18 protein-coding genes are annotated in these 20,464 nt (G+C 69.5%); all 18 read left to right on the top strand.

All coding sequences use genetic code 11. The features are described from left to right. The first annotated feature begins 225 nt into the window (after nt 1-225). The gene (locus G7Y50_RS05615) at nt 226-1,626 is read left to right on the top strand and encodes a sodium-dependent transporter (protein ID WP_165055297.1); all 1,401 of its coding nucleotides are present in this window, start codon (nt 226-228) and stop codon (nt 1,624-1,626) included. A gap of 252 nt (nt 1,627-1,878) precedes the next feature. Further along, nucleotides 1,879-2,952, top strand: a complete 1,074-nt coding sequence (ychF, locus tag G7Y50_RS05610) for a redox-regulated ATPase YchF (RefSeq protein ID WP_165055299.1) — start codon at nt 1,879-1,881, stop codon at nt 2,950-2,952. 146 nt (nt 2,953-3,098) lie between these two features. Next, entirely contained in the window at nt 3,099-4,211 is a 1,113-nt protein-coding gene (locus tag G7Y50_RS05605; protein ID WP_165055327.1) for an aldo/keto reductase, read from the top strand. 225 nt (nt 4,212-4,436) lie between these two features. Next, nucleotides 4,437-5,399, top strand: coding sequence for a DUF5692 family protein (locus tag G7Y50_RS05600; RefSeq protein ID WP_165055301.1), 963 nt, complete (start codon nt 4,437-4,439; stop codon nt 5,397-5,399). 16 nt (nt 5,400-5,415) lie between these two features. After that, the gene (locus tag G7Y50_RS12035; RefSeq protein WP_241156510.1) at nt 5,416-6,732 is read left to right on the top strand and encodes a TetR family transcriptional regulator; all 1,317 of its coding nucleotides are present in this window, start codon (nt 5,416-5,418) and stop codon (nt 6,730-6,732) included. Nucleotides 6,733-6,901: 169 nt separating this feature from the next. Next, on the top strand, nt 6,902-7,213 hold the full coding sequence (gatC, locus tag G7Y50_RS05590; RefSeq protein ID WP_165055303.1) for an Asp-tRNA(Asn)/Glu-tRNA(Gln) amidotransferase subunit GatC: 312 nt from the start codon (nt 6,902-6,904) through the stop codon (nt 7,211-7,213). Continuing rightward, on the top strand, nt 7,213-8,715 hold the full coding sequence (gatA, locus tag G7Y50_RS05585; RefSeq protein WP_165055305.1) for an Asp-tRNA(Asn)/Glu-tRNA(Gln) amidotransferase subunit GatA: 1,503 nt from the start codon (nt 7,213-7,215) through the stop codon (nt 8,713-8,715). The genes gatC and gatA overlap by 1 nt, the downstream gene beginning before the upstream one ends. A 3-nt stretch (nt 8,716-8,718) precedes the next feature. Then, entirely contained in the window at nt 8,719-10,293 is a 1,575-nt protein-coding gene (gene gatB / locus G7Y50_RS05580) for an Asp-tRNA(Asn)/Glu-tRNA(Gln) amidotransferase subunit GatB (RefSeq protein WP_165055307.1), read from the top strand. Between the two features lie 15 nt (nt 10,294-10,308). After that, nucleotides 10,309-10,572, top strand: coding sequence for a holotricin-3 (locus G7Y50_RS05575; RefSeq protein WP_165055309.1), 264 nt, complete (start codon nt 10,309-10,311; stop codon nt 10,570-10,572). Nucleotides 10,573-10,853: 281 nt separating this feature from the next. Next, nucleotides 10,854-11,246: a MerR family transcriptional regulator gene (locus G7Y50_RS05570; protein WP_165055315.1), complete on the top strand. Its 393-nt coding sequence runs from the start codon at nt 10,854-10,856 to the stop codon at nt 11,244-11,246. 6 nt (nt 11,247-11,252) lie between these two features. Continuing rightward, nucleotides 11,253-12,050: a nickel pincer cofactor biosynthesis protein LarB gene (gene larB, locus G7Y50_RS05565; protein ID WP_165055317.1), complete on the top strand. Its 798-nt coding sequence runs from the start codon at nt 11,253-11,255 to the stop codon at nt 12,048-12,050. Nucleotides 12,051-12,288: 238 nt separating this feature from the next. After that, complete coding sequence (gene larC, locus G7Y50_RS05560; protein ID WP_165055319.1) at nt 12,289-13,215, top strand: nickel insertion protein; 927 nt, start codon at nt 12,289-12,291, stop codon at nt 13,213-13,215. 399 nt (nt 13,216-13,614) lie between these two features. Continuing rightward, nucleotides 13,615-15,504, top strand: coding sequence for an ATP phosphoribosyltransferase regulatory subunit (hisZ, locus tag G7Y50_RS05555; protein ID WP_165055321.1), 1,890 nt, complete (start codon nt 13,615-13,617; stop codon nt 15,502-15,504). 64 nt (nt 15,505-15,568) lie between these two features. Continuing rightward, entirely contained in the window at nt 15,569-16,987 is a 1,419-nt protein-coding gene (gene hisD, locus G7Y50_RS05550) for a histidinol dehydrogenase (protein ID WP_165056971.1), read from the top strand. Then, complete coding sequence (hisC, locus tag G7Y50_RS05545; RefSeq protein WP_165056784.1) at nt 16,980-18,053, top strand: histidinol-phosphate transaminase; 1,074 nt, start codon at nt 16,980-16,982, stop codon at nt 18,051-18,053. Before hisD ends, hisC begins: the two co-directional genes overlap by 8 nt. A gap of 16 nt (nt 18,054-18,069) precedes the next feature. Next, nucleotides 18,070-18,663: an imidazoleglycerol-phosphate dehydratase HisB gene (gene hisB / locus G7Y50_RS05540; protein WP_165056785.1), complete on the top strand. Its 594-nt coding sequence runs from the start codon at nt 18,070-18,072 to the stop codon at nt 18,661-18,663. After that, a complete protein-coding gene (locus G7Y50_RS05535) occupies nt 18,660-19,508 on the top strand; it encodes an imidazole glycerol phosphate synthase subunit HisH (protein WP_165056783.1) in 849 nt (282 codons plus the stop codon). Before hisB ends, G7Y50_RS05535 begins: the two co-directional genes overlap by 4 nt. A 16-nt stretch (nt 19,509-19,524) precedes the next feature. After that, on the top strand, nt 19,525-20,262 hold the full coding sequence (gene hisA, locus G7Y50_RS05530; protein ID WP_165056782.1) for a 1-(5-phosphoribosyl)-5-[(5-phosphoribosylamino)methylideneamino]imidazole-4-carboxamide isomerase: 738 nt from the start codon (nt 19,525-19,527) through the stop codon (nt 20,260-20,262). The last annotated feature ends 202 nt before the right edge of the window (nt 20,263-20,464 follow it).

Raw genomic sequence — 20,464 nt, 5'->3', positions numbered from 1 at the left:
CCCGCTCACCCGCGCGTACGCCCCGCACGTCCCGACCGCCTGCGGACCCGTTTCGAAAATGTTTGGCAACCTGGACGCGCGCGAGCCCATTCGCCGCTATAATCTGGTGGCTTTATATCTCGAGCACCTTCGTCCGCGCGCACCTTCGCGCAAGACGCGTGGGGAGGTCGGTGCTCCGCAAGGGGTTGGCGCGCTGCGCCGACGTGAGACGAACGGAGTAACATCATGGCTACAAAAGAGACGGCCCGCGCCAGCTGGTCTGGCAAGTGGGCGTTCATCCTGGCCGCAGCCGCCTCGGCGGTCGGCTTGGGGAACATGTGGCGCTTCCCGTACCTGGCCGCCAAGTACGGCGGCGGCGCGTTCCTTCTGGTCTACGTCATCCTGGTGGTGACGTTCGGCTTCGCGCTCATGATGGCCGAGACGGCGCTCGGGCGCCGGACGGGCCAGAGCGCCATCGGCGCGTTCAAGTGCTTCGGCAAGAAGTACGCGATCATCGGCATCCTCGCCAGCGCGGTCCCCTTCATCATCACGCCGTACTACGCGCTGATCGGCGGCTGGGTGACCAAGTACATGGCGGCCTACCTGTTCGAGCCGGCCAGCGTCATCGCAGGGGAGGACTACTTCACCGGCTTCATCCTGCAGAACCCCGAGACGTACGCGTGGATGCTCGTGTTCATCGCCTTGGTGGTGGTCGTGGTCGCCCTCGGCGTGAAGCGCGGCATCGAGCGCGTGAACAAGGTGCTCATGATCGCCCTCATCGTGATGGCCGTCGGCATCTCGGCCTTCTCGCTCACGCTGCCCGGCGCGCTTGACGGCGTGGCGTACTACCTCATCCCCGACTTCTCGAAGTTCAGCGTGGAGCTCGTGGTGGCGGCCATGGGGCAGATGTTCTTCAGCCTGTCGCTGGCCATGGGCATCATGATCACGTACGGCTCCTACTTCCAGAAGGACGAGGACCTCGAGCACTCCGTGCGCCGCATCGAGGTGTTCGACACGGGCATCGCCATCCTCGCGGGCTTCATGATCATCCCGGCGGCCGTGGCCGTGCAGGGCGGCGCCGAGGCCGTGGCCACCAAGGCCGGCCCGGGCCTCATGTTCGGCGTGCTCCCCCAGGTGTTCGAGGGCTTCGGCTTCGCGGCGAACGCCGTGGGCTTCGCGTTCTTCGCGCTTGTGTTCTTCGCGGCGCTCACGAGCTGCATCTCGCTGTTCGAGACGCTCGTCTCCATCGTGGAGGACGGCGCCAAGCGCGGCCGCACGTTCGCCATCGCCACGTGCTCGGTGTTCGTCGTCGTGGTGGGCATCATCGTGAACATGGGCTACAACAACCTGCTGTCGGTCGACCTCATGTACTCGGTCTTCGGCATCGGCGAGTACCAGGACGCGCAGCTGCTCGACTTCTTCGACTTTCTGTCCAACACCATCATGATGCCCATCGTGGCGCTGCTCACGTGCGTCTTCGTGGGCTGGATCATCAAGCCGCAGGTCATCATCTCCGAGGTGAAGCAGTCGAGCAAGTTCGCCGCCGAGAAGCTGTTCGTCGTGATGATCAAGTACATCGCGCCGGTGTTCGTGGTGGTGATCCTCGTGGCCTACGTGATGAACACGATGGGCCTCATCACGCTGTAGCCGCCGCGGCGCGCCCGCGCGGCGCGCGGGTTGCGCGGCGCCTGCGGCCTGTCCGGCCTCCCCGGCGCCTGCGGGCTTGCAGCCTGCGCGGAGCTTGCGGGCTTGCGGGCCGCCCGGCCTCCCCGGCTGCGCCCGGGGCTTTTCCCGCCTGACGAAGCGGCCTCCCTGCGCGGGGAGGCCGCTTTTGCTATCATAGGCGTCATTCCCAATCAAGCGGCCGCATGGGGCGGCCGCCTACGGCAAGGAGTTCTCGTGTCCCTCTCCATCGGTATCGTCGGGCTGCCCAACGTGGGCAAGTCCACGCTGTTCACCGCGCTCACCAACAAGGGCGGCCTGGCCGCCAACTACCCGTTCGCCACCATCGAGCCCAACGTCGGCATCGTGCCGGTGCCCGACGCGCGCCTCGACGCGCTGGCCGCCATCGACAACCCGGCCAAGATCGTGCCGGCGACCGTCGAGTTCGTGGACATCGCGGGCTTGGTGGCGGGCGCCAGCCAGGGCGAGGGCCTCGGCAACCAGTTCCTCGCGAACATCCGCGAAACCGACGCCATCGCCGAGGTGGTGCGCTTCTTCGGCGACCCGGACGTCACGCACGTGGCCGGGCGCGTCGACCCGCTAAGCGACGTGGAGACCATCAAGACCGAGCTCATCCTGGCCGACATCGCCACGCTCGAGAAGGCAGTCCCGCGCCTCGAGAAGGAGGCCAAGCGCGACAAGGCGGGCGCGCGCAAGCTCGAGGTGGCGCGCCGCGCGCTCGAGGGCCTCAACGAAGGCCACCGCGCGCGCACGCTCGGCCTCTCGGAGGAGGACGCCGCGGCCATCTACGAGCTGCACCTGCTCACGATGAAGCCGATGCTCTACATCGCGAACGTCGACGAGGACGCCGTCGACGCCGAGCTGCCCGAGATCGACGGCTGCGTCCCCGTGCCCATCTGCGCGAAGGTCGAGGCCGACATCGCCGAGCTCGCCGAGATGGACCCGGAGGAGGCCGCCGAGTACATGGAGGTGCTCGGGCTGTCCGAGAGCGGCCTGGCGCGCCTCATCCGCGAGGCGTACCACCTGCTCGGGCTCCAGAGCTACTTCACGAGCGGCGTCACCGAGACGCGCGCGTGGACCGTTCCCGTCGGCGCGAAGGCCCCGCAAGCCGCCGGCGTGATCCACACCGACTTCGAGCGCGGCTTCATCAAGGCCGAGACGGCCAGCTTCGAGGACTACGTGGCGCTCGGCGGCGAGAAGGGCTGCCGTGACGCGGGCAAGCTTCGCCAGGAGGGCAAGGAGTACGTCGTCCAGGACGGCGACGTCATGCACTTCAAGTTCAACGTATAGGGTTTGGCGCGCGGCTTTGGGAGGAGCTCATCATGGCTGACGTTACGACTGGCATTGCGGCTGGCATCCGGGACGGCGCCGCAGGTGTCGCACCCGACGCCCGAAGCGGCGCCGGCGCTGGCATCAAGAAGCTGGGGTTCGGGCTCATGCGGCTGCCGGTCTGCGCGAGCGGCAGCGCGCGCAACATCGGCGAGGCGACCGACCGGGGCGGGGAGCCCATCGACGTCGAGCAGGTGTGCGCCATGGTCGACGAGTTCATGGGCGCCGGCTTCTCCTACTTCGACACGGCGTTCACCTACCACGACGGCGCGTCGGAGCCCGCCATCAAGCGCGCGCTCGTGGACCGCTACCCGCGCGAGAGCTTCCAGCTGGCCACCAAGCTGCCCGCCTGGGCGGCGAAGAGCGCCGCGGAGGCGCGCGGCATGCTCGACATCTCGCTTGAGCGCACGGGCGCGGGGTACTTCGACTACTACCTGCTGCACAACCTCGGCGGCGAGCTCTCGCAGCAGTTCGAGGACTACGGGCTCTGGGAGTTCGTGCAGCAGAAGAAGGCCGAGGGGCTCATCCGCCGCGTGGGCTTCTCCATCCACGACAAAGCCGCAGCGCTTGAGGCGCTGCTCGCCGCGCATCCCGAGGTGGACTTCGTGCAGCTGCAGATCAACTACGCCGACTGGGAGAACCCCAAGGTGGAGTCGCGCAAGTGCTACGAGGTGGCCCGCGCGCACGGCCTGCCCGTCATCGTGATGGAGCCGGTGAAGGGCGGCTCGCTCGTGAAGCTGCCTCCCGCTGCGCGCGCCGTGCTCACCGAGGCGAACCCCTCAGCTCCGCTCGCCTCGTGGGCGCTGCGCTTCGCCGCGTCGCTGCCCGGCGTGCTCACGGTGCTCTCGGGCATGTCGAACATCGATCAGATGCGCGAGAACGTGGGCGTCATGCGCGACTTCAAGCCGCTGACCGCCGAGGAGGCGGCCGTGGTCGAGCGCGTGCGCGGCATCTTGGATGACGCGCCCACCGTGCCGTGCACCGACTGCCGCTACTGCGTGAAGGGCTGCCCGCAGCACATCGGCATCCCCTCTGCGCTCGAGAGCCTGAACATCATGGCGCAGTTCGGCGACGAGCGCCGCGCGAAGGAGAACTACGCGTGGAGCACCGGCGCGCACCCCGCGTCGAGCTGCGTCGGCTGCGGGGCGTGCGAGCGCGTGTGCCCGCAGCACATCGCGATCACGTCCGAGCTCGCCCGCGCCGCCGCGCTGTTCGAGTAGAATGCCGGAGCGCCCGCGCCCGCTGCCTGCCGCGGCGGCCTTGAGGGGCGCCCGCTTCCGAGGCCCCTGCCGCGCCGCCGCGCACGGCGATCGCTGCCTGCGGTTTCCCCGGGCCTGCCTGTTTACAGGCGGGCCCGTTCTGTAAAGACTCCGCCTGCTCCCAGATGCTACACTCCAGCCGTCAGGGGGAGCGCGTGCCTCCCCATTCGAGAGGAAGGGGCGGGCATGGGAGTTCTCTACCAGGCAGCAGACCCGATCTACTTGGCCATATGGCTGTTCGTTCTCTTTGCCCTGATGGCGTTCAACGAGTTGGGGCGCGTGAGGCCCTGGGCGGGCATCACGCTCTTCCTCGTCGTGCCGGTCCTCCTCACGATATTCGTGTGGCCGACCACCGCCGCCCCCGGCAACGAGTACGGCACGGGCACGTGGTTCAACTGGGTTAAGACCTACTCGGCGCTCGCGGGCTGCCTCGGGTTCATGGCCCTGCGCTTCGTCACGTGGAAGGGCAAGGACGGCCAGGTCCACCACCTCTACGAGAAGCGCTGGGCGCTGTGCTTCCCGCCGCTCATCCTGGCCGTCAACATCGCCGAGGCGGTCGTCCGCGACTTCCAGGTGTTCAGCTTCGGCTTGTGGGCGGGAGGCACCGTCGACAACCTGTGGACCATCTCCGGCCCGTGGAACATCATGAACGGCATCGCGGGCATCCTGAACATCCTCACCATCTGCGGCTGGTTCGGCATCATCATATCGAAGGACCGAACGCGCGACATGATCTGGCCGGACATGATCTGGGCGTGGATCATCGCCTACGATCTGTGGAACTTCGCCTACACCTACAACTGCATCTCCGACCACTCCGCCTACTGCGGCTTGGCGCTCCTGCTCGCCTGCACCATCCCCACCTTCTTCATCAAGCGGGGCGCGTGGCTGCAGCATCGCGCGCAGACGCTCGCGCTGTGGATCATGTTCGTCATGACGGTCCCGCAGTTCGCTGACGTGCTGGCCCCCATTCCCACCACGCACAACCCCACGGCGTTTTTCGTGGTAAGCTTGGTCGCGCTGGCGTCGAACGTGGCGCTTGCCGCATGGCAGGTCGTTCGCATCCGCCGCGCCAAGCTGAACCCGCTTGCCGACGAGATCTACGCCGACACCGCGGCGTACCGACGCGTCGTCGAGGAGAACGAGTAGCCGAAAGGAGCCGCCCATGCCCGAGCGTCCCTGCCGTGCGCAGGATGGCGGCCGCCGCGTGCGCATCACGGGGCGGCAGAAGGACGCGGCCGTCGTGCGGCTCGGCGGGCAGGCCGGCGACATCATGCAGGCGGCGCGGGCGTGCTTCGAGCGCGACGGCGTGCGCGCGACCACCGTCACGGCCATCGCCGCCGAGGCGGGCATCACGCGCGAGCTGTTCTACTACTACTTCGCCAGCAAGCAGGCCGTCATCGACGCCGTGCTCGACGACTACGTGGCCGACCTCGTGGAGACGGTGCTCGTGTGGAACGAGCTGCGCGTGTTCGGCGACACGCCCGCCTCGCTCAAAAAGGGCGTGCGCGCCCTGCGCCTCGCGCTCTACGACGCCGACGGCCCGCGCCCCATGATCCGCGTGCTCGAGGAGCTCGGGCAGCGTGACGCGTTCGACGTGCGCGCCGTGCGCGAGACGGTCGACTGCATCAACGAGCACATCGTCACCGAGTACGCCGCCTACCACCAGGTGGAGATCGACCTCGTGCGCGAGATGTTCTGCGTGGTGCTGTTCGGCCTGGTGGGGCTCTTGAAGGTGGAACCCGAGGTGAGCGACGAGGTGCTCATGCGCATCGTCGAGCAGACGCTGCGGCTTGACATGCGCGTGATCGAGCATCCCGCAGAGCGCGCGGTGGCCCCCGACGCGGCGTGGGTGGGGGAGGGGCAGCGCCTCGGCGCGGAGCCGCTTGAGGCGTTTCTCGCGCGCACCCCGCGGCTCGCGGTGGCCTTCTCGGGCGGCACCGACTCGGCGTACCTGCTCGCGGCCGCGCGCGCGGCGGGCTGCGAGGTGGGGGCGTACCTGGTGAGCACGGCCTTCCAGCCGGCCTTCGAGCTCGTCGACGCCCGCGCGGTGGCCGCGCGCGTCGGCGTGCCCCTGCGCGTGATCGAGGCCGACGTGCTCTCCCAGGCCGACATCTGCGCGAACCCGCCCGACCGCTGCCGCCTCTGCAAGCGCTTCATCTTCGCGCGCATTTGGCAGGCGGCGCGCGCCGACGGCTTTGCGGTGCTCGCCGACGGCACCAACGCGAGCGACGACCCGGCGCGCCGCCCGGGCTTCCGCTCGCTTGACGAGGCGGGCGTCGTCTCGCCGTTGCGCCGCGCAGGGCTCGCCAAGGCCGACGTGCGCGCCTCCTCCCGCGCGCTCGCCGCGCGGGCGGGCCTGCCCGCGGACGCCTATCTCGCCGACAAGCCGCGCTTCTCTTGCCTCGCCACCCACGTGCCGCACGGCGAGCCCCTCACGCGCGCAACCCTCGCCGCCGCGGCGCGCGAGCTCGGGATGTGACGTGGCCGCGGCGCGCGATCCGCGCGACCCTCGCCGCCGCGGCTTCGTGTTAAATCTCTAACGCGCGCGCCACGTGCGGGTTCATCGGTTCGCGGGTTTGCTATCATGGTTTGCTATGAGTCCGCCGCGCGCTGCGGCGATGAGCAATCCGAAAGAGGACCGACCAACCATGACACAGCACCTATCCGAGCATGATGTGCGCGGCATCGCCGAATACACGCGCATCGGCCTCGACGATGAGGAAGTCAAGCAGATGACGGTTGACCTGAACGCCATCATCGACTCGCTGGCTCCCATCACCGAATACGACCTCGCGGGCGTCGAGCCCACGTTCCACCCCATCGGCGACTTGTCCAACGTCATGCGCGAGGACGTGGAGCGCGAGGGCTTCACGCAAGGCGTGGCGCTCGAGAACGCCCCCAAGCAGCAGGACGGCTGCTTCCTCATCCCGTCCATCTTGGGCGAGGGGGGTGACCGCTGATGACGGCTTCGCAGACGTTCGGCTCCCTGAGCGTGCGCGCCATCCAGGCGGGCCTTATCGCCCGGGAGTTCTCGGCCGCCGAGGTGGCGCGCGGCACGTTCGAGCGCATCGGCGCCGCTGACGCGCAGGTGCACGCCTTCCTCGAGACCACCGAGGAAGCGGCGCTCGAGGCCGCGGCGCGCGTCGACGCGGCGCTCGCGGCGGGCCGCGGCCTCTGTGAGCTCGGGCCCCTCGCCGGCGTGCCCGTGGCGTACAAGGACAACATGAACCTCGCGGGCACGCACACCACGTGCTCGTCGCGCATGCTGGAGAGCTACGTGTCGCCCTACACGGCCACGTGCGTGGCGCGCACGCTCGAGGCGGGCGCGCTGCCCGTCGGCAAGCTCAACATGGACGAGTTCGCCTTCGGCTCCTCCACCGAGACCTCGGCGTTCGGCCCCACGCGCAACCCGTGGGACCTCGGCCGCGTCCCGGGAGGCTCCTCGGGCGGCAGCGCCGCGGCCGTGGCGGCGGGCCTCGTGCCCGTGACGCTCGGCTCCGACACGGGCGGCTCCATCCGCCAGCCGGGCAGCTTCTGCGGCATCGTGGCCGTCAAGCCCACCTACGGCGTGGTCTCGCGCTACGGCGTGGTGGCCTTCGGCAGCTCGCTCGACCAGGTGGGCCCCTTCGCCCGCACGGTGGAGGACGCGGCGCTCACCCTGAACGCCATCGCCGGCCGCGACGAGCTCGACTGCACGAGCCAGGAGGTCACGGTCGACTTCACGGCCAACCTCGCCGAGGGCGTGCGCGGCATGAGGATCGGCGTGGTCCCGGCGTTCATGGACGCCGCCGGCCTCACCCCCGAGGTGCGCGACAAGGTGGCCGAGGCGGCCGTCAAGCTCGAGGAGCTCGGCGCCGAGCTCGTGGAGGTGGAGCTCCCCAACGCGCAGGCCGCCATGAGCGCCTACTACGTGCTCGGCCCCTGCGAGGCGTTCTCGAACCTCGCGCGCTTCGACAGCGTGCGCTACGGCTACTGCGACCCGGGGCACAAGGACCTCGGCGGCCAGTACGAGGCCAGCCGCGCGAACGGCTTCGGCCCCGAGGCGCGCCGCCGCATCATGCTCGGCAGCTACCTTCTGTCCGCGGGCGTGTACGACACGTACTACTACCCGGCCCAGCAGGTGCGCACCCTCATCACGCAGGACTACGCGCGCGCCTTCGAGCAGGTCGACTGCATCCTGGCGCCGGTGGCGCCGCGCACGGCGTTTCGCTTCGGCGAGATCGCCGACCCCACCGAGATGTACCTGTCCGACATGTTCACCATCTCCATCAACATCGCAGGCAACGGCGGCATGTCGATGCCGATCGGCCTCGGCGCCGAGACGGGCATGCCGGTCGGCGCGCAGCTCATCGCGCCGGCCTTCCGCGACAAGAACATGCTGCGCGCGGCCGCGGCGCTCGAGACGGTCTACGGCCCGGCGCCCGTCGCGCCTGACTTCGCCGACGGAAAGGCGGGTGAGTAGCTCGTGAAGAAGCTCGAAGAGGTTTTTGAGACATGGGAGGCTGTCATCGGCCTCGAGATCCACGCCGAGCTGACCACGCTGAACACGAAGATGTTCTGCGGCTGCAAGCTGGAGTTCGGCGCCGAGCCGAACACCCACACCTGCCCCGTGTGCCTGGGGCTGCCGGGCGCCCTGCCCGTGCCGAACAAGGCCGCCATCGAGTCCATCGTGCTGGCGGGCCTGGCCACCAACTGCGACATCGAGAAGCACTCGATGTTCTACCGCAAGAACTACATGTACCCCGACATGGCGAAGAACTTCCAGACCACTCAGGGCCCCGTGGCGTTCTGCATGCGCGGGCATCTGGACCTCGACGTCGACGGCCCGGCCGCGCGCGAGCGCTACCGCCTGGACGACCTGGGCGTAGGCGAGAGCGACGGCAACATCACGCGCACCGAGGACGGCTACGTGGCGCACGTGGGCATCACGCGCATCCACATGGAGGAGGACGCGGGCAAGATGGTGCACGTCGGCGGCGGCGAGGGCCGCATCGCCGGCGCCACGCACTCGCTCGTGGACTACAACCGCGCGGGCACGCCTTTGATCGAGCTCGTGACCGAGCCCGACCTGCGCACGCCCGAGGAGGCGCGCCTGTTCATGCAGAAGCTGCGCCAGATCTACCTGGCCATCGGCATCTCGGACTGCTCCATGGAGGAGGGCTCGCTGCGCTGCGACGGCAACGTGAGCCTGCGCCGCCGCGGGGCCAAGGAGTTCGGCACGAAGACCGAGCTCAAGAACATGAACTCGTTCAAGAACCTGCACGACGGCCTGGCCTACGAGATCTGCCGCCAGGCGGAGGTGCTCGAGGAGGGCGGCGTCATCTACCAGGAGACGCGTCACTGGGATCCCTCCGCCAAGCGCACCATCGTGATGCGCGTGAAGGAGACGGCCGACGACTACCGCCTGTTCCCCGAGCCCGACCTGGCGCCCTACGACCTCACCGACGCGTTCATCGAGCGCGTGCGCGCCAAGCTGCCCGAGCTGCCCGACCAGAAGGCCCGCCGCTTCGAGGAGGCGTTCGGGCTCTCGGCTTACGACGCGCGGCATTTGGTGGAGCACCGCGAGACGTCCCGCTTCTTCGAGGCGTGCATGGAGGCGGCCGGCGGCGAGGCGGCCAAGCTCGCCAAGCCAGTGGCGAACCTCATCATCAACGACGTCACGGCGTATCTGAACGCGGAGGGCGTGGCGCTCGCCGCGACGCCGCTCTCCCCCGCGCGCGCCGTCGAGCTCGTGCGGCTGCAGGCGTCCGACGCCATCTCGTCCAAGCAGGCCAGGCAGGTCTTCGCCGCGGTGCTCGCCGAGGACAAGGACCCGGAGGCCATCGTGGAGGAGCGCGGCATGAAGCAGGTGTCCGACACGGGCGCCATCGAGGCCGTGGTCGCCGAGGTGATCGCCGCGAACCCCGACGAGGTGGCGCGCTACAAGGACGGCAACACCAAGGTCATAGGGTTCTTCGTGGGACAGTGCATGAAGAAGATGCGAGGACAAGGCAACCCGAAGGTCATCAACGAGCTGCTGGCGAGGAGGCTTGCCGAGTAGCGGAGGGGAGGCGTCATGGGCAACGAGCGCAGGCCGGGCGACTGGCAGCATCGCAGCCATCGGGAGGCGAACACCATCGTTCGCGACCCTTCTGCCAAGAAGTGGTACCGGGAGACGTTCTGGATCATCTTCTTCTTGGTGGTGCTCTGGCCGGTGGGCTTGGTGCTCATGTGGCGCGGCGACTGGCCCCTGCCCGTGAAGTGCGTGGTGACGGCAGCGCTCGCCGTCATCGTCTTCATGGTGTGGAGCATGTACCAGGCGGTGCTGCTCGCTTCGTGACGCCTCGCGAGCCCGCGTGGGGCGCGGCTTCGGCTGGGTGGCGCCCTTGTGCGGGCGCGGCCTTGGCTGGGTGGCGCCGCCGCGTGGGCGCGGCTTGAAAGCGGCTCGGCGGAGGCCGGCTTTTGCTTGGGTTCGCGTGGGGCGCGGCTTTTCCTTTGTGGAGGAATCGTGCCCTACGCGGGCGGAATCATTGCGCGTGTATTGACTTGCAGTTAACTCCATATGGTGTAATACGCCTTATTGGATGTGGGGATGATTACGTTTGCAAATTAAGGAGCGCAATGAAGATTGCAGAAGTGAGCAAACGGTACGACATCTCTGCCGACACCCTTCGGTACTACGAAAGAATCGGACTTCTCCGCCACGTGCCGCGCAACAAGAGCGGCATTCGTGACTACGACGAAAGCAGCTGCCGAACGGTTGAATTCGTCAAGTGCATGCGCGACGCGGGCATGTCCATCGAGGCTCTCGTTGAGTACATGGAGTTGCTCGAGCAGGGTGACGGAACGTTGCTTCAGCGCAGGGATCTGCTCGAGCAACAGCGCAGCCGACTCAGGAGACGCATCGGAGAGCTCCAAGAAGCTCTTGCGAAACTCGACTACAAGATCGAGAATTACGAGGAGACGGTTTTAGCGGGTGAGAACGCCATCCGCTTCACAGAGGAGAACTACTAGCACTACATGGTTTGCAAGGCACGGGAAATCGAATACATGCTGCGCGCCGTCGCAGAGGGAAGCCTCGCCGTTGACGAGGCTTCTCGTGCGTTGTGCGCCGAGATCGACCAGGCGCGCGGCTTCACGGACTTGGGGTACGCGCGGGCTGACCTCGCGCGCGGCGCGCGGCAGGGCGCTGGCGAGGTGGTCTTCGGCGAGGGGAAGACGCATGGGCAGATCGCGGGCATCGTGCAGGCGCTGCTTTCGGGCGGCCAGCCGCGCGTGCTGGTGACGCGGCTCGACGAGGCGAAGCACACCGCGGCGCAGGAGCTTCTGGGGGACGCGTGCGAGCTGGCGTACTACCCCGAGGCGCGCCTGGGCGTGGCGGGCGGCATGCCCGCGCCCGACGGCGACGGCGTGGTCGTGGTCGCCGCGGCGGGCACGAGCGACGTCGCCGTGGCCGAGGAGGCGGCGCTCACGGCGCAGTTCCTCGGCAACGAGGTGGTGCGCCTGCTCGACGTGGGCGTGGCGGGCATCCACCGGCTGCTCGCGTGCTCGGACGAGCTCGCCCGCGCGCAGGTGGTCATCGCCGTGGCGGGCATGGAGGGCGCGCTCGCGAGCGTGATCGGCGGCATGGTGGCGTGCCCGGTGATCGCGGTGCCCACGTCCGTGGGCTACGGGACGGCGTTCGGCGGCGTGACGGCGCTGCTCGCGATGCTGAACTCATGTGCGAGCGGGGTGTCGGTGGTCAACATCGACAACGGGTTCGGCGCAGCCTATCAGGCGAGCCTCATCAACCACCTCTCCGCCCGCGCGGGCGCGTAGGGCCGGCGGCGCACGTGCGCCCTGCGGGCGCGATGTGCGGTGTGCGTGGGCGGTTGAGCGGAGCGAGCGCCTGCCTGGCGGCGTGTCGCGCGCCGCGGGCGGAATGTTTCACATGAAACATTCGTTTGTGCGAACCGATGTTTCACGTGAAACATCGTGAGTCGTATGACGTCTTGCAGGCGGAGCGCCTTGCGAGCGGAGTGCCTTGCGAACGCGGTGCCTTGAGAAGGGAGTTTGAGTGGGAAGCGTTTTGTGGTTGGAGTGCTCGTCGGGCATCAGCGGCGACATGTGCGCGGCGGCGCTGCTCGACGCGGGCGCTGACGAGGGGGCGGTGCGCCGCGCCCTCGCGAGCCTGCCAGTCGAGGGGTTCGAGGTGCGCATCACGCGTGTGGTGAAGTCGGGCCTGGACGTGTGCGACTTCGACGTGGTGCTCGACGCGGAGCACGAGAACCACGACCACGACATGGAGTACCTGCACGGCACGGGTTGTGAGCATGCGCATACGCACGAGGGAAGTCACACGCATCCGCACGAGCCGCACGCGCACGAGGACGACCAAGGTCACGCACACGCAGGCGAGGACGGCCACGCGCATGCGCACGCTTATGAAGGCGCTGGCGCGCAGGGGCACGCGCACCCGCACGAGCACCGCGGGATGGCGGAGATCGCCTCCCTCATCGACGCCGCCGACATGACTCCAGGTGCGAAGGCGATCGCGCGCGAGGTGTTCGCGATCATAGCCGAGGCCGAGGCGCAGGCGCACGGCGTGCCCGTCGGCGAAGTCCACTTCCACGAGGTGGGAGCCGTCGACTCCATCGCCGACGTGGTGGCCGTCGCCGCGGCGCTCGACAGCCTGCATGTCGAGGGGGTGGTCGTCACCGAGCTCGCGGAGGGGCGCGGCACGGTGCGCTGTCAGCACGGCGTCATCCCCGTGCCCGTTCCCGCGGTGGTCAACATCGCCGCAGCCCATGGCCTCGTGCTGCGTGTGCTCGACGTGCGCGGCGAGCTCGTGACGCCGACGGGCGCCGCCGTGGCGGCCGCCGTGCGCACGATCGACAAACTCCCCGAGCGCTTCACCGTCAAGCGCGTGGGCATGGGCGCGGGCAAGCGCGCCTACGAGACTCCCGGCATCCTGCGCGCCCTCATCATCGAGCCGGTGGAGTAGGGCAGGGCGCGACAGGGCTCGCCGCGCGCCTTTCGGCAGCTTCTCGCGATCAATTCGACGCGAACGCTTGCTTTATCACTCTACTGTGCTAAAGTATGGGGCGCTGCCGGAATCCTATGCGGTCGCACGCCAGTCTCGCGCGGTCGCATGAAGTGGATTGCCGACGGCTCACGCTGGTTGCGCAAGGTTGCGCGCCAGCCGTGTGGAGTCGGCGTACGCCGATGCACGCCGATCGCACGTGGCTGCGTGCCGGTCGTGTGGCGGCGCATGTTGCGCGGGTGCGGTCGCACGCCGACGGCGCATGCTGAAAATCCGCTGTTTTCGCCGCGCTGCTTACCCGGGCGGCGCGCGAGCAGTACCATAAGCTGTCTGAGAATACGTTGGAGAAGGAAAGCACCTGTGAACCTTGTCACCCCCTCTGGTTTCCGCGACGTCCTCACGCAGGAGGCGCGCGCGAGAGAGACGATCACGCGCGCGGTGCAGCAGCTCTTCGCTGACCGCGGCTACCTCCCCATAGAGACCCCCACGCTCGAGGTCCTCGACGTCATGCGCGCCGGCGGGCGCCTGCCGGGCTCGTCGTTCAAGTTCTTCGACTCGCGCGGCGACCTTCTGGCCATGCGCCCCGACGTCACGCTGCAGATCGCGCGCATGTGCGCCACGCGCCTGCGCAACGAGGAGGGGCCGCTGCGCTTCCGCTACACGCAGCGCGTCTTCCGCGAGACGGAGGCCGACGCGCAGGCCGCCGAGCGCGAGATGACGCAGTTCGGCGTGGAGTGCATCGGCGAGGAGGGGTTCGAGGCCGACGCCGAGATCGTGGGGCTGTTCATCGACGCGGTGCGCGAGAGCGGCGTGGACGACTTCTCGCTGGCGCTCGCCACGGTGGGCGTCCTGCGCGCGCTGCTCGACCGCTCGGGCGCGCCCGAGGCGTGGAAGGCCGCCGTGCTCGAGGCGTACCACGCGTCCGACTTCGTGGAGCTCGACCGCCTGACCGACCTCGACGACGCCACGCTCGACGTCGACGTCGCGGGCGTGGCCCCGGCCTATGCCGACGCCATCCGCGCGCTGCCGCGCATCCGCGGCGGCATCGAGGCCATCGAGGCCGTGCGCTCGCTCGTGGTGCCGCTCGGCTGCGCCGACGGCCTCGACGAGTTCGAGCGCACCTTCAACGCGCTGTCCGACCGCGGCCTGGCCGACCGCATCCTCATCGACTTCTCGGTCATGAGCTCGTTCGACTACTACACGGGCATCGTGTTCGCGGCGTACTCGCCGCATTTGGGCTCGCCGCTCGGCTCGGGCGGGCGCTACGACCACATGATCGGCGCCTACGGCGTGGAGCGCCCGGCGGCGGGCTTCGCGTTCTACCTCGAGCAGGTGATGAGCGCCGCCGCTGCGGAGAAGGCCGCGCAGGCCGCCAAAGCCGCGCCGGCCGCGGAGGGCGGCGAGGCTGCAGAATTCACGCCGGCCGCGGAGGGCGGCGAGACCGCCTGCGCTGCCCCCAGCGCGACCGCCACGTCCGCCAGCGCCGCGGGCCGCATGGCGCGCCCCCTGCGCATCGCCGTGCCGAAGGGCTCGCTGGCCGCCGACGCCCTCGAGTGCCTCGGCGCCGCGGGGCTCGACACCGCGGGCCTCGACAACCCGGGGCGCCAGCTCATCATCAGCAACCCGGGCGTGGACTTCATCATCGTGCGCCCCTCCGACGCGCCGGTGTTCGTGGCGCTCGGCGCCGCCGACTGCGGCATCTGCGGGAAGGACTCGCTGCTCGAGGCGTCGCCCGACGTGGTGGAGCTCGTGGACCTCAAGTTCGGCGAGTGCCGCTTCGTGGTGGCCGAGCCCGCAGGCGCAAGCGGCGCCATCGACGAGCACTACCGCAAGCTCGGCTCCATCCGCGTGGCCACGAAGTATCCCAACATCACGTCCGCCCACTACGCCAAGACCGGCGTGCAGGTGGAGATCGTGAAGCTGCACGGCAACATCGAGCTCGCGCCGCTCACGGGCATGGCCGAGCGCATCGTCGACATCACGGCCACGGGCACCACGCTGCGCGAGAACAACCTGGTGGTCGTGGAGGAGGTGCTGTCCTCCACGGCGCGCTTCTTCGCGAACACCTGCGCGTTCCGCACCGACGAGCGCGTCGCGGCCTTGGCGCGCGCGCTCCAACGCCACGCCGACGAGAGCACCTACGAGCCCATCGCGGGAAAGCCCATCGGCAGCGCCGCTGAGCCAGCCGCGCCCGCCGACAGCGGCGTCGCACCCGCCGCACCCGCCAAACCCGCCGCATCCGTCGGGTAACCCAAGAGCAAGACACCGGGCACGGCCGTGCGGGCCTGCCGACAAAAGATAGGAGATCACCATGATGCGCCGCGTCATCCTCAGCCCAGACGAAACGTTCACCAGCTCGCTCATCAACCGCACGGGCGCCTTCAACGCCCGCGCGCTCGAGGCCGCCACGTCCATCATCGAGGAGGTGCGCACCCGCGGCGACGCGGCCCTGCGCGACTTCACCGAGAAGTTCGACGGCGTGCGCCTGGAGGACTTCCGCGTGCCAGCCGCGGCCATCGAGGCCGCCGAGGCGAACGTCGCGCCCGCCACGGTGGAGGCGCTCAAGCACGCCGCCGCGCAGATCCGCGACTTCCACGAGCGCCAGGTGCAGCAGAGCTGGATCTACGCGCGCGCCGACGGCGCCGTCCTCGGCGCGAAGGTGACGCCGCTCGAGTCGGTGGGCATCTACGTGCCGGGCGGGCGCGCCCTCTACCCCTCCACCGTGCTCATGAACGCGCTGCCTGCGAAGGTGGCGGGCGTCGAGCGCATCGTGTGCGTGACGCCGCCGACGAAGGACGGCACGCTTGACGCGGGCATCCTCACGGCGTGCAAGATCGCGGGCGTGACCGAGATCTACTCCGTGGGCGGCGCGCAGGCCATCGGCGCTTTGGCCTACGGCACCGAGTCCATCGAGCCGGTCGCCAAGATCACGGGCCCGGGCAACGCGTACGTGGCCGCCGCCAAGAAGATCGTCTCGGGGGACGTGGGCATCGACATGATCGCCGGGCCGTCCGAGGTGTGCGTGGTGGCCGACGAGGCGGCCGACCCGTCGCTCGTGGCCATCGATCTCATGGCGCAGGCCGAGCATGACCCGCTTGCGGCGTGCTACCTGGTGACGTTCTCCGAGGCGTACGCCGACGCCGTGGAGGCTGCCATCGAGGGGCACCTCGCGCGCTCCATGCGCGCCGAGATCACGCGCGCCTCGCTCGAGGGACAGGGCCTCATCACCGTCTGCCCGAGCATGGAGGCCGCCCTGCAAGCCGTGAACGTCATCGCCCCGGAGCACCTCGAGATGCACGTGGCCGACGCCATGAGCTATCTGGGCAGCATCCGCAACGCGGGCGCCATCTTCCTCGGCGAGTGGACCACCGAGGCGCTCGGCGACTACGTGGCGGGCCCCAACCACACGCTGCCCACGGGCGGCACGGCGCGCTACGCGAGCCCGCTCTCGGTGGACGAGTTCGTGAAGAAGTCGTCCATCATCCAGTTCTCGCCCCAGGCGCTGAGAAACGACGCGCAGGCCACCATGCGCATCGCGCGCCACGAGGGCCTGTGGGCGCACGCCGAGTCGGTCGCGCTGCGCGTGGAGGCGCTCGAGGCCGCCGCCGCCGCGCAGGCCGCCGGGGCTGGCGCCGCCGCCGGCGCCGGAGTCGCGCAGGCCGCCGGGGCAGGGGCTGGCGCTTCCGACGTTGCCGGCGCCGACGCTGAGGAAGGGGAGGCCGCCGATGAATAAGGTGCGCGCATCCGCCCCCCAGCTTCGGGGCCTTATGCCCTATGATCCGAAGTACCTGCCCGCCGAGGCGCTCCTCTCCGCGAACGAGAACCCGCGCGACGTGGACCATGAGATCCGCTCGCAGGCGATCCGCGAGGTGAAGAAGACGGCGTTCAACCGCTACCCCGACCCGCTCGCCAACGAGCTGCGCGACATGATCGCCGAGGCCAACGGCCTCGAGCGCGACCAGGTGCTCGTGGGCAACGGCGGCGACGAGCTTCTGTTCAACCTGGCGCTCGCGTGGGGCGGCCCGGGGCGCACGTTCCTCAACCTGCCGCCGACGTTCTCGGTGTACGCGGCCAACGCGCGCCTCACGAACACCACGGTGGTCGACGTCCCGCGCAAGCCCGACTACTCCATCGACGAGGAGGCCGTGCTCGCGCGCGTGGCGCAGGGCGACATCGACTTCATGGCGGTGGCGAGCCCCAACAACCCCACGGGCCTCATGGCGCCGCCTTTGTTCCTCGAGCGCCTGCTCGACTCTACGGACGCGCTCGTGATGGTGGACGAGGCGTACTTCGAGTTCTCGCGTCAGACGATGCGCCCGCACCTGGCCGCGCACGAGAACCTCGTCATCCTGCGCACGTTCTCCAAGGCGTTCTCGCTCGCGGGCGTGCGCGTGGGCTACATCCTCGGGAACCCCGGGGTGATCCGCGAATTCGTCAAGGTGCGCCAGCCCTACTCGGTCGACGCGGTGTCGCAAGCCATCGCGCGCGTGGTGTTCGCCAACCGCGCGAAGTTCGAGCCGGGCATCGAGGCCATCATCTCCGAGCGCGCCCGCATGATGGAGGCGCTGCACAAGGTGCCGGGCGTCACCCCGTACCCGTCGGACTCGAACTGGATCTTCTTCAAGATCGCCGGCGCGGCCGAGGCGTGGGAGTACCTCTACGCGCACGGCGTGCTCGTGCGCGACTTCAGCAGCGCGCCGTACCTGGAGGGTGGTCTGCGCGTGACCATCGGCACGCCCGAGCAGAACGACCTGTTCCTGAGGAGCCTGCGCGACTTCGCGCTGCGCCCCGAGGGCTGACGGAAGGGGAGGGGAGATCGTGAGCAGAACCGCAACGGTGGAGCGCACCACCAAGGAAACCGACATCAGCGTCGAGATCAACCTGGACGGCACGGGCGTCGTCGACGTCGACACCGGCGTGCCGTTCTTCGACCACATGCTCGACGCCTTCGGGCGCCACGGCCTGTTCGACCTGCGCGTGCGGGCGCGCGGCGACGTCGAGGTCGACGCGCACCATACGGTGGAGGACGTCGGCATCGTGCTGGGGCAGGCCATCGCCCGCGCGCTCGGCGACAAGCGCGGCATCGCGCGCTTCGGCTCGCAGCTGCTGCCCATGGACGAGGCGCTCGTGCTCGCCGCGTGCGACATCTCGGGGCGCGGCCAGCTGCACTACGCCGTCGACGTGCCGCTCTGCCTGCTGGGGATGTTCGACACGTCGCTCGCGAAGGAGTTCCTCATCGCGCTGGCCGCCAACGCCGGCGTGACGCTGCATGTCCGCCAGCTGGCGGGTGAGAACGCGCACCACCTGGTGGAGGCCTCGTTCAAGGCGTGCGGCCGCGCGCTGCGCCAGGCGTGCGAGCTCGATGCGCGCGTGGGCGACGCGCTGCCCTCGACCAAGGGGGCGCTGTGATAGCGGTCGTCGACTACCACAAGGGGAACCTGAAGAGCGTCGAGCGCGGCCTGGCCGCGGTGGGCGGCGACGCGCGCATCACCGACGACGTGGACGTGATCGCGCGCGCCGACGCCATCGTGCTGCCGGGCGTGGGCGCCTTCGCCGACGCGGCGGCCACCATGGCCGAGCTTGGGCAGATGGAGGCCGTCCGCGCGCGCGTGGACGCCGGCGTGCCGTTCCTCGGCATCTGCCTGGGCGAGCACCTCATGTTCGAGGAGGGCGAGGAGGGCGCGCCCGAGGTTGGCGAAGGCGAGGAGCCGCGCCGCCCGCGCGGGCTCGCGATCCTGCCCGGCGTGGTGGGAAGGATGCCGCGCGTCGACGCCGCGGGGCGCGCCTACAAGGTGCCGCACGTGGGGTGGAACGCCGTCGTTCCGGCGGGCGCGGGCGCGGGTGCGCTCGGGGTCGCCGGGGGCGGGAGCAAAGCTCAGTCGCTCGGACAGTCCTGCTCGCACGGAAGCGCCGCCGGCGCTTCCGGCTCGTGCGGAACTCGCTTGGTGAGCACCGCTCCCGCCCCCGGCGACGAGGCCGTGCCGTGTGCCGTCGTCCCCAGCGGGAGCGGACAGGCTGAATTCGCTTGTCCGCTGTTCGACGGCGTGGCGCCGGGGGAGTTCTTCTACTTCACGCACAGCTACGTGGCACCCGACACGCCGGCCACCGTGGCCGTGACGACGCACTCGGTCACGTTCCCGTGCGCGGTGCAGTACCGTGACCGCGTGTTCGGCGTGCAGTTCCATCCCGAGAAGAGCTCGGACGCGGGTGCGAAGGTGCTCGCGAACTTCGTGCGCATCGTGGGCGAGATCTAGCGAAAGGACGTGGGCCATGTTTCTGCTTCCGGCCATCGACATTCTGGGCGGGCGCGCCGTGCGCCTGGCGAAGGGCGACTACGCTCAGGTCACGGTCTACAACGAGGATCCCGTGGCGCAGGCGCGCGCGTTCGAGGCGGCGGGCGCCTCCTGGCTGCACGTGGTCGACCTCGACGGCGCGAAGTCGGGCAACCCCGACAACGTCGAGGTGATCGAGCGCGTTCTGGCCGCCACCAACCTGAAGGTGGAGGTGGGCGGCGGCGTGCGCTCGATGGCCGCCATCGAGCGCCTCATGGCGGCGGGCGTGACGCGCGTGGTGCTCGGCACGGCGCTCGTGCGCGACCCGGCGTTCGCGCGCGAGGCGGTGGCCGCGTACGGCGGGAGCGCGCTCGTGGCGGGCATCGACGCGAAGGGCGGCGAGGTGGCCGTGTCGGGCTGGTGCGAAGGCTCGGGCATCACGGCGCACGAGCTCGCGCGCCGCATGGCCGACGCAGGCTACGAGCACCTCGTGTACACCGACATCGCGCGCGACGGCATGCAGACCGGCCTCGACCCGCAGGCGTACGTGCTCATGCACGAGGCGTTCGGGCATCCCGTGGTGGCGAGCGGCGGCGTGGCCAGCGTGGCCGACGTCGAGCGCCTCGCGCCCGTGGCCCATGCCGTCGAGGGCATCATCGCCGGCCGCGCCATCTACGAGGGCACGCTCACCGTCGAGGAGGGCGTGGCGGCCTGTGCCGCCGCAAGCGGCGAATAGCAGCGCGTCTTGGCAACGTCAGGAGGTGGCGCGGAATGAGGCGTGTGCGGGAGCGATGTGGAACGGAGCTCAGTCGCTCAAACAGTCCTGCTCGCACGAAAGCGCCGCCGGCGCTTTCGGCTCGTGCGGAACTCGCTTGGTGAGCACCATTTCACATCGCTCTCGAGCGACTGAGCTCCGTTCCGTGCCACCTCCGTCGGCT

It is taken from the genome of Adlercreutzia sp. ZJ176, from assembly GCF_011038975.1.
Classification (GTDB): Bacteria; Actinomycetota; Coriobacteriia; order Coriobacteriales; family Eggerthellaceae; genus CAAEEV01.
This window is presented reverse-complemented; position numbering and strand designations above follow the sequence as displayed.

What these genes read in the sequence shown, in the direction of transcription:
- G7Y50_RS05615 (WP_165055297.1), top strand. Translation starts at nt 226, where the DNA reads ATGGCTACAAAAGAGACGGCCCGCGCCAGCTGGTCTGGCAAGTGGGCG.
- G7Y50_RS05605 (WP_165055327.1), top strand. Translation starts at nt 3,099, where the DNA reads ATGCGGCTGCCGGTCTGCGCGAGCGGCAGCGCGCGCAACATCGGCGAG.
- G7Y50_RS05600 (WP_165055301.1), top strand. Translation starts at nt 4,437, where the DNA reads ATGGGAGTTCTCTACCAGGCAGCAGACCCGATCTACTTGGCCATATGG.
- G7Y50_RS12035 (WP_241156510.1), top strand. Translation starts at nt 5,416, where the DNA reads ATGCCCGAGCGTCCCTGCCGTGCGCAGGATGGCGGCCGCCGCGTGCGC.
- gatC (WP_165055303.1), top strand. Translation starts at nt 6,902, where the DNA reads ATGACACAGCACCTATCCGAGCATGATGTGCGCGGCATCGCCGAATAC.
- gatA (WP_165055305.1), top strand. Translation starts at nt 7,213, where the DNA reads ATGACGGCTTCGCAGACGTTCGGCTCCCTGAGCGTGCGCGCCATCCAG.
- G7Y50_RS05575 (WP_165055309.1), top strand. Translation starts at nt 10,309, where the DNA reads ATGGGCAACGAGCGCAGGCCGGGCGACTGGCAGCATCGCAGCCATCGG.
- G7Y50_RS05570 (WP_165055315.1), top strand. Translation starts at nt 10,854, where the DNA reads ATGAAGATTGCAGAAGTGAGCAAACGGTACGACATCTCTGCCGACACC.
- larB (WP_165055317.1), top strand. Translation starts at nt 11,253, where the DNA reads ATGGTTTGCAAGGCACGGGAAATCGAATACATGCTGCGCGCCGTCGCA.
- hisD (WP_165056971.1), top strand. Translation starts at nt 15,569, where the DNA reads ATGCGCCGCGTCATCCTCAGCCCAGACGAAACGTTCACCAGCTCGCTC.
- hisC (WP_165056784.1), top strand. Translation starts at nt 16,980, where the DNA reads ATGAATAAGGTGCGCGCATCCGCCCCCCAGCTTCGGGGCCTTATGCCC.
- hisA (WP_165056782.1), top strand. Translation starts at nt 19,525, where the DNA reads ATGTTTCTGCTTCCGGCCATCGACATTCTGGGCGGGCGCGCCGTGCGC.